The 14,809-nt window shown below is 64.3% G+C and carries 10 protein-coding genes; 4 read left to right on the forward strand and 6 right to left on the reverse strand.

The genetic code is table 11. The annotated features are described in order from the left end of the window. Positions 1 to 18 precede the first annotated feature (18 nt). The 4 genes from ACSKB9_RS22710 (at position 19) to ACSKB9_RS22725 (ending at position 7,380) form a co-directional block, all read left to right on the forward strand. Positions 19 to 936, forward strand: a complete 918-nt coding sequence (locus ACSKB9_RS22710; RefSeq protein ID WP_057021105.1) for an efflux RND transporter periplasmic adaptor subunit — start codon at positions 19 to 21, stop codon at positions 934 to 936. A gap of 13 nt (positions 937 to 949) precedes the next feature. After that, positions 950 to 4,102 (forward strand): efflux RND transporter permease subunit, encoded by a 3,153-nt coding sequence (locus ACSKB9_RS22715; protein WP_438075886.1) that lies wholly within the window; start codon positions 950 to 952, stop codon positions 4,100 to 4,102. A gap of 608 nt (positions 4,103 to 4,710) precedes the next feature. Continuing rightward, positions 4,711 to 5,850 carry an HlyD family secretion protein gene (locus tag ACSKB9_RS22720; protein WP_438075888.1) on the forward strand — a complete coding sequence of 380 codons (1,140 nt, stop codon included), beginning with the start codon at positions 4,711 to 4,713 and terminating at the stop codon, positions 5,848 to 5,850. Between the two features lie 18 nt (positions 5,851 to 5,868). Beyond that, positions 5,869 to 7,380: a DUF1254 domain-containing protein gene (locus ACSKB9_RS22725; RefSeq protein ID WP_438075890.1), complete on the forward strand. Its 1,512-nt coding sequence runs from the start codon at positions 5,869 to 5,871 to the stop codon at positions 7,378 to 7,380. A 189-nt stretch (positions 7,381 to 7,569) separates the two neighbouring features. On the opposite strand, the gene ACSKB9_RS22730 is transcribed toward ACSKB9_RS22725, so the two are convergent. From ACSKB9_RS22730 to ACSKB9_RS22755, 6 genes are all read right to left on the reverse strand, one after another. Then, the gene (locus tag ACSKB9_RS22730; RefSeq protein ID WP_438075892.1) at positions 7,570 to 8,205 is read right to left on the reverse strand and encodes a pyridoxamine 5'-phosphate oxidase family protein; all 636 of its coding nucleotides are present in this window, start codon (positions 8,203 to 8,205) and stop codon (positions 7,570 to 7,572) included. 82 nt (positions 8,206 to 8,287) lie between these two features. Further along, entirely contained in the window at positions 8,288 to 9,589 is a 1,302-nt protein-coding gene (locus ACSKB9_RS22735) for an ArgE/DapE family deacylase (RefSeq protein ID WP_438075893.1), read from the reverse strand. After that, positions 9,586 to 11,274 (reverse strand): dipeptide ABC transporter ATP-binding protein, encoded by a 1,689-nt coding sequence (locus ACSKB9_RS22740; RefSeq protein WP_438075895.1) that lies wholly within the window; start codon positions 11,272 to 11,274, stop codon positions 9,586 to 9,588. The genes ACSKB9_RS22735 and ACSKB9_RS22740 overlap by 4 nt, the downstream gene beginning before the upstream one ends. Continuing rightward, positions 11,271 to 12,104: an ABC transporter permease gene (locus tag ACSKB9_RS22745; protein WP_438075897.1), complete on the reverse strand. Its 834-nt coding sequence runs from the start codon at positions 12,102 to 12,104 to the stop codon at positions 11,271 to 11,273. Before ACSKB9_RS22745 ends, ACSKB9_RS22740 begins: the two co-directional genes overlap by 4 nt. Next, positions 12,104 to 13,105, reverse strand: coding sequence for an ABC transporter permease (locus ACSKB9_RS22750; protein ID WP_438075899.1), 1,002 nt, complete (start codon positions 13,103 to 13,105; stop codon positions 12,104 to 12,106). The genes ACSKB9_RS22745 and ACSKB9_RS22750 overlap by 1 nt, the downstream gene beginning before the upstream one ends. After that, the gene (locus ACSKB9_RS22755) at positions 13,102 to 14,679 is read right to left on the reverse strand and encodes an ABC transporter substrate-binding protein (RefSeq protein WP_438075901.1); all 1,578 of its coding nucleotides are present in this window, start codon (positions 14,677 to 14,679) and stop codon (positions 13,102 to 13,104) included. Before ACSKB9_RS22755 ends, ACSKB9_RS22750 begins: the two co-directional genes overlap by 4 nt. Between the last annotated feature and the right edge of the window lie 130 nt (positions 14,680 to 14,809).

The following is a 14,809-nucleotide window of genomic DNA, read 5'->3' on the forward strand; positions in this document are numbered from 1 at the left end:
CTCTGGATTGATCAGGCGATGAATTTTTCCCAATACCTCAAGCCTGCGCTCGGCACGGTGTTCTTCCTCGCCCTCGCGATCGCCTATTACGCGTTCGAGCACCGCTCCCATCCCGAAGAGAAGGAGACGCCGGGCCAGGCGCTGGTCGTGGTCACGAAGTCGACCAATGCCTGCTTCTCCGACATGGTCCGCGTCACCGGCTTCATCGTGCCGCGCCGCGAGGCGCAGGTGAATGTCGACCAGGACGGCTCCAAGGTCACCGACGTGCTGGTCCGCGAGGGCGATACCGTGACCGAGAACCAGGAACTGGCGCGGCTGACCCCGCCGCCGCAGCAGGCCGCACAGGCCAATGCCAAGCCGCTTGTGCTGCGGGCGCCGGCGGCCGGCCTTATCACCGAAGTGCGCACCGCGCCCGGCGCGCCGGCCTCGCCGCAGGCGCCTCCGATGTTCAAGATCTCGATCAACAACGAGATCGAGCTCGACGCCGAGGTGCCGGGCTTCCAGCTCCTGAAGCTCAATCCCGGCGCCAATGTGCGGATCAGCCGCGACGATGCGCCCGACATGGTCGGCAAGGTCCGCCAGATCTCGCCGCAGATCGACCGCACCACCCAGCTCGGGCATGTCCGCATCACCATCAACAACAATCCGACGCTGAAGGTCGGCATGTTCGCGCGTGCCAATATCGACGCCAAGCGCTCCTGCGGCGTCGCGGTGCCGCGTACCGCGATCGACCGCCTGACCCTGCAGGTCGTGAAGGGCAACACCGTCGAGACCCGCAGGGTGCGCGTCGGGCTGACCTCCGACACCTCGACCGAAATCCTTGAAGGCCTCGACGTCGGCGAAATCGTCGTGGCCGACGCTGGCACCTCGCTGCATGACGGCGACCAGATCAAGACCATGTTCGCCGACGAACTCGATCGCACGCGATCACGGTAATTCGGGCACGCTAATGGCTTTGAACATCTCGGCATGGTCGATCCGGAACCCGCTTCCCTCGATCGTCTTCTCGATCATCCTGCTCGTGCTGGGCTGGGTCTCCTTCACCAAGCTCGCGGTGACGCGGCTGCCGAGCGCCGACATTCCGGTGATCTCGGTCGCGGTCTCGCAATTCGGCGCCGCGCCGTCGGAACTTGAATCGCAGGTCACCAAGACCATCGAAGACGGCGTCTCCGGCGTCGAGGGCGTGCGCCATATCTCCTCCTCGATCACCGACGGCCTGTCGGTGACCACGATCCAGTTCGCGCTGGAGACCAACACCGACCGCGCGCTCAACGACGTCAAGGACGCGGTGACGCGCGTGCGCGCCAACCTGCCGCAGAATGTTACCGAGCCGTTGATCCAGCGGGTCGACGTGATCGGCCTGCCCATCGTGACCTATGCCGCGATCTCGCCGGGCAAGACGCCGGAGCAGCTGTCCTATTTCGTCGACGACGTGGTCAAGCGCGCCCTGCAGGGCGTGCGCGGCGTCGCCCAGGTCGAGCGCATCGGCGGTGTCGAGCGCGAGATCCTGGTCTCGCTCGATCCCGACAAGCTGCAGGCGGTGGGCCTCACCGCGGTCAATGTCAGCCAGATCCTGCGCGGCACCAACGTCGACGTCGCCGGCGGCCGCGCCGAGATCGGCAAGAACGACCAGGCGATCCGCACGCTGGCTGGCGCCAAGACGCTGAACGAGCTCGCCGGCACCATGATCCCGCTGTTCGGCGGCGGCGAGATCCGGCTCGACGATCTCGGCACCGTCACCGACACCATCGCCGACCGGCGCACCTTCGCCCGCTTCAACGGCGAGCCGGTGGTCGCGCTCGGCATCAAGCGCTCCAAGGGCGCCAGCGACGTCGTCGTCGCGGCCGCGGTGCAGAAGCGGATCGACGCGCTGAAGGTGGCCTATCCCGATGTCGACCTCAAGCTGATCGACACCTCGGTCGAGTTCACCAAGGGCAATTACGAGGCCGCAATCTCGACCCTGTTCGAGGGCGCGATCCTCGCCGTGATCATCGTGCTGCTGTTCCTGCGCGACATGCGCGCCACGATCATCGCGGCGGTCTCGCTGCCGCTGTCGATCTTCCCGGCATTCTGGGCGATGGACCTGCTCGGCTTCTCGCTCAACCTCGTCTCCTTCCTCGCCATCACGCTCTCGACCGGCATCCTGGTCGACGATGCCATCGTCGAGATCGAGAACATCGTCCGCCACATGCGGATGGGCAAGACGCCCTATCGTGCCGCCCTCGAAGCGGCCGACGAGATCGGCCTTGCGGTGATCGCGATCTCGCTCACCATCATCGCGATCTTCGCGCCGGCGAGCTTCATGTCAGGCATTGCCGGGCAGTTCTTCAAGCAGTTCGGCATCACCGTGTCGGTGCAGGTGTTCTTCTCGCTGCTCGCCGCGCGCTTCGTGACGCCGATGCTGGCCGCCTATTTCCTCAAGCATCATGACCACGACGATCCGCCGCCCGGCCCGATCCTGCGCGGCTATCACAGCCTCGTCACCTGGTCGGTGAAGCACTATTTCATCACCGTGCTGATCGGCTTTGCGATCTTCGCCGCGTCGATCTGGAGCATCACGCTGCTGCCGCAGGGCTTCCTGCCGGCGCAGGACACCGCGCGCTCGCTGCTGGCGATGGAGCTGCCGCCCGGCTCGCAGCTCGCCTACACCGAGAAGGTCACCGAGGAGATCGTGGCGCGGCTACGCAAGCGGCCTGAGGTACGGAGCGTGTTCGTCGATGGCGGCCGGGTGCCGCCGGGCCTGCAGGAGGTCCGCCGCGCCGCGCTGATCATCAACTACACGCCGAAGGCCGACCGCAAGATCACCCAGCGCGAGCTCGAACTGTCGATCGGCAAGGAGCTCGATAACGTCCCGGATATCAGGTTCTGGTTCCTCGACGAGAACGGCCTGCGCGCGATTTCGCTGGTCGTCACCGGCACCGACAGCAACATCGTCAACAACGTCGCCAGCGAGCTCGCGACGCAGATGAAGCGGATTCCGATCATCGCCAACGTGATCTCGGAGACCGCGCTCGACCGGCCCGAGCTGCGCATCCGTCCGCGCGCCGAGCTCGCGGCCCGGCTCGGCGTCTCGACCGAAAGCCTGTCGCAGACCATCCGCGTCGCCACCATCGGCGACGTCGGTCCGGCGCTGGCCAAGTTCGACGCCGGCGACCGCCAGGTGCCGATCCGCGTCCAGCTCGAGGACAATGCGCGCAGCGACCTGCAGATGCTGGAGCAGTTGCGCGTGCCGCTCGGCCAGCGCGGCGAACGCGGCGGCGTGCCGCTGTCCGTCGTCGCCGACATCCAGCTCGACCAGGGCCCGACCAGCATCAACCGCTACGACCGCGAGCGGCAGGCCACCGTCGCGGCCGACCTCGTCGGCAACGCCGCGCTCGGCGACGCCACCAAGCTGATCTACGACCTGCCGGTCATGAAGACCCTGCCGAAGGGCGTGAGGGTCAGCCCGTCCGGCGACGCCGAGAGCCTCGCCGAGCTGTCCGACGGCTTCGCCACCGCGATCACCGCCGGCCTGATGATGGTCTATGCTGTGCTGGTGCTGCTGTTCGGCACCTTCCTGCAGCCGATCACCATCCTGTTCTCGCTGCCACTCTCGATCGGCGGCGCGATCGGCGCGCTGCTGCTGACCGGCAAGCAGCTCACCACGCCGGTGTGGATCGGCATCCTGATGCTGATGGGCATCGTCACCAAGAACGCCATCATGCTGGTGGAGTTCGCGGTGGAGGCGATCCGCGACGGCAAGGCGCGCGAGGAAGCCATGATCGACGCCGGCATGAAGCGCGCCCGCCCGATCGTGATGACCACGATCGCGATGGCCGCCGGCATGATGCCGTCAGCGCTCGCGTTCGGCGCCGGCGGCGAGTTCCGCTCGCCGATGGCGCTCGCGGTGATCGGCGGCCTGATCTTCTCGACCGCGCTGTCGCTGGTGTTCGTGCCGGCGATGTTCATGGTGATGGATGATATCGGCGGCCTGATCTGGCGCTTCGGCAAGCGACTCGTGGTCTCGCATGCCGACCACGAGCTGACCCCGAACGAACAGCAGTCCAACGACACCAAGCGGCCGCCCGGCCCGCCGAACATGATCTCGCCCGCCGCGGAATGAGCTGAGGCCGCGCCTCGCCAGCGGTGCAACCCGTACGAGATGACGTACTTCAAAAATATCGAAAACAACCCCATGCAAAGGAGCAAACGGCGGCCGGCGTTCGACACGGCGACTTGACACGTCGGGCAAATCAGAGGCACATTTCCAAAATTCCGAAATCGCGCAAGCACCCTCGCTTGCAATGGACCGGGTGCGGGGAATCTCCGCATACTCCGGCTATCACCATATGCGCGGAAGCGGCTCCTCACCCTAACCCTCTAAGAGCAACATCGCTTGTCTCGCTCCCGTAGGAACGGAGCGAGGGAGCGCAGCGCCGTTGCGGTCGCTATTCGACCTAGGGGCGCGTACTCATGAACCGGGAAGCACACTTTCAGGCGCGAACCAGACATGCGACCTGACGGTCAGGGATATCGCCTTTTGACCCGTTGCCGACTTGGCCGCTGGGATGCACCGACGCCGTTCTCGGGGGCGGAGCGGAGGTGGGACAGCACACGTCAGGACCTTACGGTTTGGACCCCAATGCTGAACTCCCTTGATTTAGATCAACCCTGCCGTGTGCCACTCCCGGTACGCCTCAGAGTACCCGAAACGGCTTCGTTTTTCTGGCAGTGGCGATCCTGTGGAGCCCAGAGCCGGCGATGCTCATCATCCTGACGGTCTATATTATCCTGGTGTGGCTCGTTTTCTCGAAGCTCAAACTCGTCAAATGGGGCTGGGGCTCCGGCACCGTGGCGGTGCTGATCGGCGCATTCATCCTCGCGGTGTTCCTGGCGATGTTCAACTACCTGACTCCGTCGGGAAGCTTTGTCGTGATCTCCCGCGTCCTGGAGGTCACGCCAAACGTGTCCGGTCAGGTGGTCGCGATACCGGTCAAGCCGAACGAGCCGGTGAAAAGCGGGACCGTCCTTATCCGCATCGATCCGGCGCCGTTCCAATACAAAGTCAGCCAGCTCGAGGCATCGCTCGCTCAGGCACGACAGCAGGTCAAGCAGCTCGCGGCCAATTATGAGCAGGCAACTGCGAATGTCGAGGGGCTGGCCAAGCAGCTGGCCTACCACACCCAGCGGCTTGCCGACTATCGCAAGCTCGTCGGTGAGGACGCGCAAACCGAGTTTCGCCTGCAAGACACGCAGGTCCAATACGAGACGGTGGAGTTCCAGCTGCAGGCGGCCAAGGCCGCACAGTTGAACGCGCAGCTCGCCATGCAGTCGGAGGTCGGCGGCGTCAATACGACCGTCGCTCAAATCCAGGCCCAGCTCGACAATGCCAAATGGGAGCTCGACCAGACGACCATCCGTGCGCCCTCCGACGGCATCGTTACGGTGATGGCCCTGACCGTCGGCGACCGCGCTCTGCAGGCACGCTCGGTGATGTCGTTCATCGTCGCCGACGAAATCGTCATCGTGGGTACGTTTCCGCCGAATGGATTCCGCACCATCAAGCCCGGTGCGCGGGTCAAGCTCGTGTTCGATGACGACCCCGGCCGTATTCACGAGGCAGCGATTACGGAGATCCCGCAGGGCGTCGGGCAAGGCCAGATCGCCGTCTCGGGGACATTGGCGCGGGTGGGCTCGATCGGCGGCGTCAAGGCCTATCCCGCGGCCATTTCCACACCGAAGGACATCGACCGCAGCCAGCTCAGGCTCGGGATGCCCGGAACCGCCACCGTGTTTGCAGAGAACGCCGGCGTCATTGGCTTGCTTATGTCGATCCTGGTCTGGATCAGCTCGTATACGGCGTATCTTTAACAGCGAGGAGGACTCACCATGTACCGTCGCGATGCTCTGAAGATTGCAGCGGCCGCCTGGCTAATCTTTTCGATCGATACAATGGCGCTCGCTCAGACCCCAAAAATGAAAATGAGCACCGAGATCCCGCCATCACTGATTACGAAGGACACGGTGGAAACTCGCCTTGGAAAGCTCAAGTTCACCGATGGCTTTCCCGACAGCGCAACCGTCGACAAGGTCTTTGACAATCTCGACTTCCAGCACGGCGTTCAGGCCTATCTGACCGCATTGCCGGGCGTTTCGATTGAAGCGGTCCGCCGTAGCTCTGCTGATTTCGGTCCCGTCAACCAGACCGTCCTGATCGCAGAGCAACTGCTGGACTCCAGATCGCTGTTCCTGACAGCTAACACCACCACTCCCTATACCGTGCTCTTTCTGAGCACCAAGGACGGTCCGCTGGTCATCGAAGTACCTCCGGAGGTGCTCGGTCCAATCGACGATGCCTGGTTCCGATGGGTTACCGACGTTGGCATCACCGGACCGGACAAGGGTAAAGGCGGCAAGTACCTGCTGCTGCCGCCGGGCTACACCGGCGCGGTGCCCGATGGCTACTTTGTTGCTCGTTCGCGCACTGCAGGAAACCTGCTCTTCTTTCGAACCTTCCTGAAAGATGGCGATCCGAAACCCGGCGTCGATATGGTGAAGAAGGCCTTGCGGGTATATCCGCTCAGTCAGGGCGCAAATCCGCCTGCCATGAAGTTCGTCGACATCTCTGGCAAGGCGTTCAACACAATCGGCCCCGCTGACTATTCGCTTTTTGAGTTTGTCAATCGCTTCATTCAGGATGAGCCAGGTGATGCGCTGGACCCGGACACGCTGGGCCTGTTCGCCGCCGTCGGAATCGAGAAGGGCAAGCCCTTCGCGCCTGACGCTCGCATGAAGAGCATACTTGAAGAGGCGGCGGCGGTAGGCGATGCCACGGTTCGCTCCCTGATGTATCGGGCGAGAATCAAGGAGGCGTACTTCTACCCGGACAGCGCATGGATGACGGCGTTCATCGGAGGAAGTTACAAGTTCGAGCAAAATGGTGTCGTCAATCTCGACGCAAAGAGCATGTTCTTCTTCTACGCAACCGGCATTACGCCGGCGATGGCGATGAAGATGGTTGGAGAAGGCTCGCAGTACGCCGCCGCTTTCGTAGACGCCAAGGGTAACCCCCTCGATGGAACGAAGACTTATAGACTGCACATGCCGCCGCACATTCCCGCCAAGGAATTCTGGTCGTTCACGGCGTACGACAATCAGACACGCTCGATGCTCCAGACGGATCAGCAATTCCCTGCCGTCGGCAGCCTGACCAAAGGACTGCTGGTGAATGCGGATGGGTCGGTTGATGTCTATTTCAGTCCGAAGGCGCCAGCCGGGAAGGAAAACAACTGGATCCAGACGGTCCCCGGCAAGGGCTGGAACACTCTTCTGCGTCTCTACGGGCCGCTCGAGGCCTGGTTTGATAAGAGCTGGCGCCCCGGAGAGATAGAGCCGATGTAAGTGAGGCTTCCAAGGCTGCATACTCGAACTTTAGCTGTTGGCCCAAGGGGGCGTAGCGAGGACATCGGCTCCGGTCCGCTAGTGACCTTAGCTGACATGTCCAAGCACGCCTCTTTTGTCCGCTTCCTGACTGCGGACGCCGTTCGGGAGGATGGACTTATAGGTACACGTCCTTAGCCTCGTCGCGCACTAATAGAGCCGCGTGCGATAGGCTTCTTCCATCGCCTTCTCGGCGACCTCGACCTCGATCGCGGCGGTCTGTTCGGCGATGATCCGGCCGAGCGTCGGAAAGCTGTGACGCTCGACCTGCGCGGCTGGATTCCAGAGCTTCGAGCGCATCAGCGCCTTGCCGCAGTGGAAGTAGGTCTCGTCGACATGCACCTTGAGGCCGATGATCGGCGTGACGTTCTGTACCGTCAGCGGCGTCAGCAGATCCGGCTCCTGCGAGATCTCGGCCCGCCCGTTGACGCGCAGCGTCTCGTTGATGCCGGGCACCATGAAGATCAGCCCGATCCCGGGCGACGCGATGACATTGCCGAACGTATCGACCCGGTTGTTGCCGCGGCGATCGGGGATCAGCAGCGTCTTGTCGTCGAGCACGGAGACGAAGCCCGGCGCATCGCCGCGCGGGCTGGCGTCGGCATGACCCTTGCCGTCGCTGGAAGCGATGACGAGGAACGGCGACAGCGCGATGAAGTCGCGGCAGAACCTGTCGAGATGGTAGAGCACCTTTTTCTCGGCGAGCGGGCTCAATTGCCCGAAATGCGCACGAAGATCCTCCTGCGATTTGACCGGCGGCTTGCCGCCCGCACTCTGGTCACCCATAGCGAACCTCCCGTTTGGTTTGTCTCAATTCGTTGAGCATGATCTTGTCCGAAAACCGCTTCGCACTTTTCCGGATCATGCTCTATACCGCCTCGATGCCGCACCAGCTCGCGACGAAGAGGGCGTAGGCCTTGGTGACCTTCTTCAGCGAATTGAGCTCGACGCGTTCATTGAAGCCGTGCGCGTTCTCCATCCTGGCGCCGAAGCAGAATGCGGGAACACCATAGTCCAGGCCATAGAAGCGCGCATCCGTCAGCGCGGTCGAGGGGAAATCCGTCAGCTCGCGCCCGAACACATGCTGGTAGACCGAGCCGAGGACCGCCTCGCTCTCCTGCACCTCGGTCGCTTCATAGCCCGGCGACAGGAAGCCGGACCAGACGATCTCGGGCGGATTGTTGGCGAGGAACGGATGGGCCCGGGCGGCCTTGGTCACACACGCGACGATCTCGGCCTGGCAGTCGGCGATTTTCCATCCCGGCAGGATGCCGATCCGGCAATCGACGTCGCACCAAGCCGGCACGCTGGAGGCCCAATCGCCGCCCTTGATGATGCCGGGATTGAAGTTGAGCGGGCGATGCACCGCGCCGAAGTAGCGATGCGACTTGGCGCGCTCGTTCCACTCCGCCTCCAGCGCGTCGAGATGGCCGATCAGATGATAGGCGGCGCGGATGGCATTGGAGCCGGTGCCGGCGCGCGCGACATGGACCGGGATTCCGCGAACCCTGAGGCGAAACCAGATCACGCCGACCTGAGCGCGCATCAACCGTTCCTCGGTCGGCTCCGGCAGCAGGCAGGCATCGGCACGGTAACCTCGCTGCAACGTCGAGAGCGCGCCGAGACCGGTGCTCTCCTCCTCGATCACGGATTGCAGATGGATGCGGCCCTTCGGCGCAAAGCCCGCGGCCTTCACCGCATCGAGCGCGTAGAGCGCCGCAATGGTGCCCGACTTCATGTCGCCGGTGCCGCGGCCATAGAGCCAGCCGTCCTCGACCACCGGCTGGAACGGCGGCCGCTCCCACATGTCGAGCGGCCCGACCGGCACCACGTCGCAATGCCCCTGAAGGATCAGCGAACGCCCCTCCTCACGCGCCGGCCGATAGGTGCCGACGACGGTCCGGGCGCGGGAAAAATCGGTCTCGACCGGCCCGTAGCCGGGCAGCGTCTTCAGTTCGTCCTGATTGATGATCCAGTCGTCGACCTCGTAGCCGCGCTCGCGCAGCAGCTTCGCGAACATGTCCTGGCACGGACCTTCCTGGCCGCGCGTGCTGGGAATCGACGAGAAGGCGATCGTGGTCGCGATCTGCTGCTCGAAGGCGGCGTCGACAGCCGCCTCGATGCGCTCGCGCGCGCCGGCCGGAAGGGGAACTGAACGGCTGTCGGTCATGAATTGATCCTTGCTGTAGGGCGTGCATCGGCCGCGGCCGCAAAGCCCGGCTGGTCGAAGAAATCGCGCCCGGGAATCGCGTCGAGCAGATCGCGAGTGTAGGCCTGGCATGGCGCGGTGAACACTTCGGCGGTGGTGCCTTCCTCCACGATACGCCCCTTCTGCAGGACGATGACGCGGTCGGCGATCTCGGCGGCGATCCGCAAATCGTGCGTGATGAAGATCATCGCAAGCCGCATCTCCTGGCGCAACTCGGCGAGCAGCGCCAGCACCTGGGCCTGCACCGAGACGTCCAGCGCCGACACCGCCTCGTCGGCGATCAGAACCCGCGGCTTCAGCGCCAGCGCCCGCGCGATGCAGATGCGCTGGCGCTGGCCGCCCGAGAATTCGTGCGGGTAGCGATCGGCGGCGGTCGCCGACAGGCCGACCCGCACCAGGAGCTTGTTCGCCTGGGCCATCGCCTCGGCCCGCGACGTCCCATAGGCCATCGGTCCACGCGCGATGGCATCGCCGACCTTCTGGCGCGGATCGAGACTGGCAAACGGATCCTGGAACACGATCTGGAGCCGGCGCCGCGCCTGGCGCAACGCCTCGCCGCGCAGCTGCCGGAGATCCGCGCCGCCAAAGCGGATGGCGCCGGCGTCAGGTTCGGTGAGCCGCATGATCATGCGCCCGAGCGTCGACTTGCCGGAGCCGGATTCACCGACCACCGCAAGCGTCTCGCCCTCGTGCAGCGTCAGCGAGACGCCATCAGCGGCGATCACCTCGCGTGGCGGCTGCAGCCAGCCGCGCTTGACCCGAAAGGTCTTTTGCAGGCCGATAACCTCGAGCAGCGGCTCGGGACGCAGGATGGCCTCGTGGATGTCGGCGAGGCGCGCCTTCGGAACCGCGTCGATCAGTTCGCGCGTGTAGGCGGCCTGCGGATTGCGAAGCACCTCGCTGGCCGTGCCCTGCTCGACCACCTTGCCGTGGCGCAGCACCACGACGCGATCGGCAACGTCGGCGACGACGCCGAAATCATGGGTGATCAGCAGCACGCCCATGCCGCGCTCGCGCCGGAGATCGTCGATCAGGCGCAGGATCTGGCGCTGGGTGGTGACATCGAGCGCGGTGGTCGGCTCGTCCGCGATCAGGAGCGCGGGGCGGTTGGCCATCGCCATCGCGATCATCACGCGCTGGCGCTGGCCGCCGGAAAGCTCGAACGGGTAGCTCTTTTCCAGCAGCTGCGGATTCGGCAGCCCGACCTGGGTCAGCAGCGTCAGCACCCGCTCGCGGAGCTCGGTCGCCGAGGGCGCAGGCCGCTGGTGCGCCAGGATCATCTCCTCGATCTGCCTGCCGACGCGCTTCAGCGGATTGAGCGAAGACAACGGCTCCTGAAAGATCATCGCGGCGTTGCCGCCGCGCAGCTTGCGGAGAGCGCGGCCGTCGAGCTTCGACGGATCCTGCCCTGCAACCGCCACGGCGCCGGACGCGATGTCGACGCCCCGCGGCAACAGCGACAGCACCGCATGCGCGATCATCGACTTGCCGGAGCCGGACTCGCCGACCAGGCAAACCACTTCGTTTGGCTTGATCTCAAAGGAGACGTTCTCGACCGCGAAGGGCCGATCACCGCCCTTGGGGAGCGCGATCGAGAGACCATCGACGGCAAGAACAGGCGCGCCGGACTGCATGGCTTCGCTCATGAGCGGCGCCTCGAGACGCGCGGGTTGAGGACATCAGACAGTCCCTCGCCGAACAGGTTGATCGCCAGCACGGTGACGAGGATGGCGAGGCCGGGAAACACGCTCATCCACCACGCGTTCCGGATCACGGTGCGGCCCGCGCCGATCATGAAGCCCCACGACATCAGATTTGGATCGCCGAGTCCCATGAAGGACAGCGCGCTTTCCAGCAGGATCGCGGTCGCAACCGTCAGCGACGTCACCACCAGGATCGGCGAGATCGCGTTCGGCAGGATATGGCCGAGCACGATGCGCCAGGTGCGTTCACCCTGGCACAGCGCGGCCTCGACGAATTCGCGGTGCCGCAGACGGAGGAATTCGGCGCGCGTGAGCCGCGCCAGCGGCGGCCAGCTCACCGCACCGATGGTCAGGATGATCGTGAGCAGCGACGGATTGAAGGTCGCGACCAGCAGGATGGCCAGCACGAAGGCTGGAATGGTCTGGAACAATTCCGTCATCCGCATCAGCACCAGATCGACCTTGCCGCCGAAATAGCCTGAGATCGCACCGATCACGACGCCGATCGCCATCGCCGCGAGCGCCGAGGCGATGCCGATCAGGAGCGACACGCGTGCGCCATAGGCGACGCCGGCGGCGACGTCGCGGCCGAGCGTGTCGCCGCCGAGCCATAATCCGTCCTCGCCGGGCGGCGTGAACGGCGCGCCGACCATCTCCCAGGGCGAAACCGGAAATGCGATCGGCGCGATGATCGCGACGACAACAACGACGAGCAGCAGGACAAGGCCGATCATTCCGCTGGGATGACGCAGGAAGGCGCGCACCGTGTCCATCACGCCGCCCCCGTGGTCATGCGGGGATCGATCAGCCGGTAGACCAGGTCGGTGAGCAGGTTGAGCGCGATCACGACGATCGAGAGGATCAGGAAGATGCCGAGCAGGACCGGATAGTCGCGCTGCAACAGTGCCTCGAAGGTCAGGCGGCCAAGGCCCGGCCAGGCAAACACCGTCTCGATCACCACGGCGCCGCCGACCAGCGCGCCGGCCTGCATGCCGGCGACGGTGACGACCGGCACCAGCGCATTGCGCAGCATGTGGCCGACCACGATGCGCGTTCCGGACAAGCCCTTGGCGCGCGCGGTCTTGATGAAATCCTGCTGCGCGACCTCGATGATCGAGGATCGCATCAGCCGCGCATAGATCGCCAGATAGATCGCCGCCAGCGACGTGACCGGCATGATCATGTGTTTCATGATGTCGAGCGCACGCTCGACCGGCGAGAGCTGGACGTTGATGGTCTCGTAACCGAACGGCGGCAACCAGCCGAGCGTTACCGAGAACACCAGCACCAGCATCAGGCCGAGCCAGAACACCGGCGTCGCGTAGAGCACGAGCGAGAGCACGGTGAACACCGTGTCGAGCACGCTGCCGGCCGCGAGCCCGGCCAGCGCGCCGAGCGCGGTGCCGATCAGGAGCGCGAGGCAAAACGCCGTGACGGTCAGCAGCAGCGTCGCTGGCAGCCGTTCGAGGATCAGATCAACGACCGGACGACGCTGGCGATAGGAATAGCCGAGGTCGAGCCTGATGACGCGGCCGAGGTGGCTCACGAGCTGCACGAAATACGGCTTGTCGAGGTCATATTCCTTGCGCAGGTCGTCGAGCAGCTTCGGATCGGACGCACCGGATTGGCCGGCCATGACCTGGGCCGGATCGCCGGGCGCGGCGCGCACCAGCACGAAATTGAACGTCGCGATGACGAGGATCACGGCGACGAGCTGGGCGATGCGGCTGACCGCCTGAAGTCCGATCGTCGCGGCGCTGCCGAGCCGGGTCACGATTTGTAGACCGACCCGAAGGTTTCGTGCGAGCCGATGCCCGTCGTCACGATGTTCTTGAACGCCTTGTCGTAGATGATGGGATATTCGATCTCGAGCGTCCAGGCCACCGGCACATCCTCGACCAGGATCTGCTGCACCTTGCTGTAGAGCTCCTGGCGCTTGGCTTCATCGAGCGTCACCGCGGCCTCGTCGAACAGTTTGTCGACTTCGGGATTCGAATAGCCTTGCGTGTTGGAGAACAGGATGCCCTTCTTGATGTTCGACGAAATATAGGTGCGGGCGACGCCCAGCGCGGGATCGCCAAGCTGGTAGAGCAGATTCTGGGTCATCTCATAGTCCCAGTTGCCGACCTTTTCGGCCCATCCGGCCATGTCGGTGCCGACCAGCACGAGATCGATGCCGACCCGCGCAAAACTCTGGCGGAAGAATTCGCCGGCCCGCTGATAGGACTCGCCATAGGGCGGCACGATATACTTGATCTCGGCGCGCTTGCCGTTGGCGCCAGGCTTCAGTCCCATGTCGTCGAGCAGGGCCTTGGCCTTGTCGACCGAGAACTCGTAGCGCTTCACGTTCGGATCGTAGAACCGCGTCTTCGACGAGATCGGTCCGGTCGCCAACTTGGCATTGCCGAAATAGACCCGCTTGCTGAATGCCTCGCGATCGATCAGGTGCATCACCGCCTGCCGGAACCGCTTGTCGTTCATCGGCGCGATGCGGTTGTTCATTTCGAGCCACTGATGCGGCGCGAAATACTCGTAGCCCTTGGTGGTGAATTCGAGATTCTTCTGCGCCTTGAAGCGCTGGACGTCATAGAATTCGACGTCTGACCATTGCACGAGCTGCACCGTGCCGTTCTCGAGCGCCAGCGCGCGCGAGGCCGCATCCGGAATCACGCGGTAGACGATCTCGTCGAGATAGGGCTGGTCCTTCTGATAGTAGCCATCGTGGCGGACGAGATGAACATGCGAGCCGCGCACCCACTCCTTCAGCTTGAAGGGGCCGGTGCCGATCGCCTTGTCGTTCTCCGGGTTCTTGCGGTAGTCGGTGCCGTCATAGATATGCTTGGGCACGATCGGGGCGGACGTGCAATCGAAGCAGCCGATGAAGGGTGCGAACGGCTGCTTCAGTTTGAACACGACCGTGAGCGGATCGGGCGCCTCCGCCGACGCCACGCGTGCGAAGTTTTGCCGTGCGCGCGGATGCGTCTCCACCAGCAGCTTCATGCAGCTGAAGACCACGTCCTCCGAGGTCATTGGCTTGCCGTCGTGGAAGGTGATGCCAGGAAACAGCTTGAACGTATAGGTGAGGCCGTCGGGCGAGATCTCCCAGGACTGCGCCATGCCCGGCATCGGCTTGAGATCGGCGCCGTATTTCAGCAGGCCTTCGTAAATCTTGCCGCCGAGCGTCAAGGTCGGCTGCTGCTGGTTCAGCGCGGTCACCAGCACCGGCGGCTCGGGCTGGATGATGGTGTTGAGCGTCCCACCGCGGGTCTGGCCCGCCGCCCGCGTGATGCCGAACGGGATGGCTGCACCGCAGGCCAGCATTGCCTTGGTGAATTCGCGTCTGTTCATCGGACCTCTCCGTCTCCGCGCTCTTACATTCGATTTCGGCGAATGACGCGGGGTGAGGCATTGTTGCCAAACGCCATATCCCGCGCTACCTGAAGGGGGACAACAACCATCGCGATCGGGCCAAGTGGCC

The organism is Bradyrhizobium sp. BR 1433 (assembly GCF_051547665.1).
Taxonomy (GTDB): domain Bacteria; phylum Pseudomonadota; class Alphaproteobacteria; order Rhizobiales; family Xanthobacteraceae; genus Bradyrhizobium; species Bradyrhizobium australafricanum.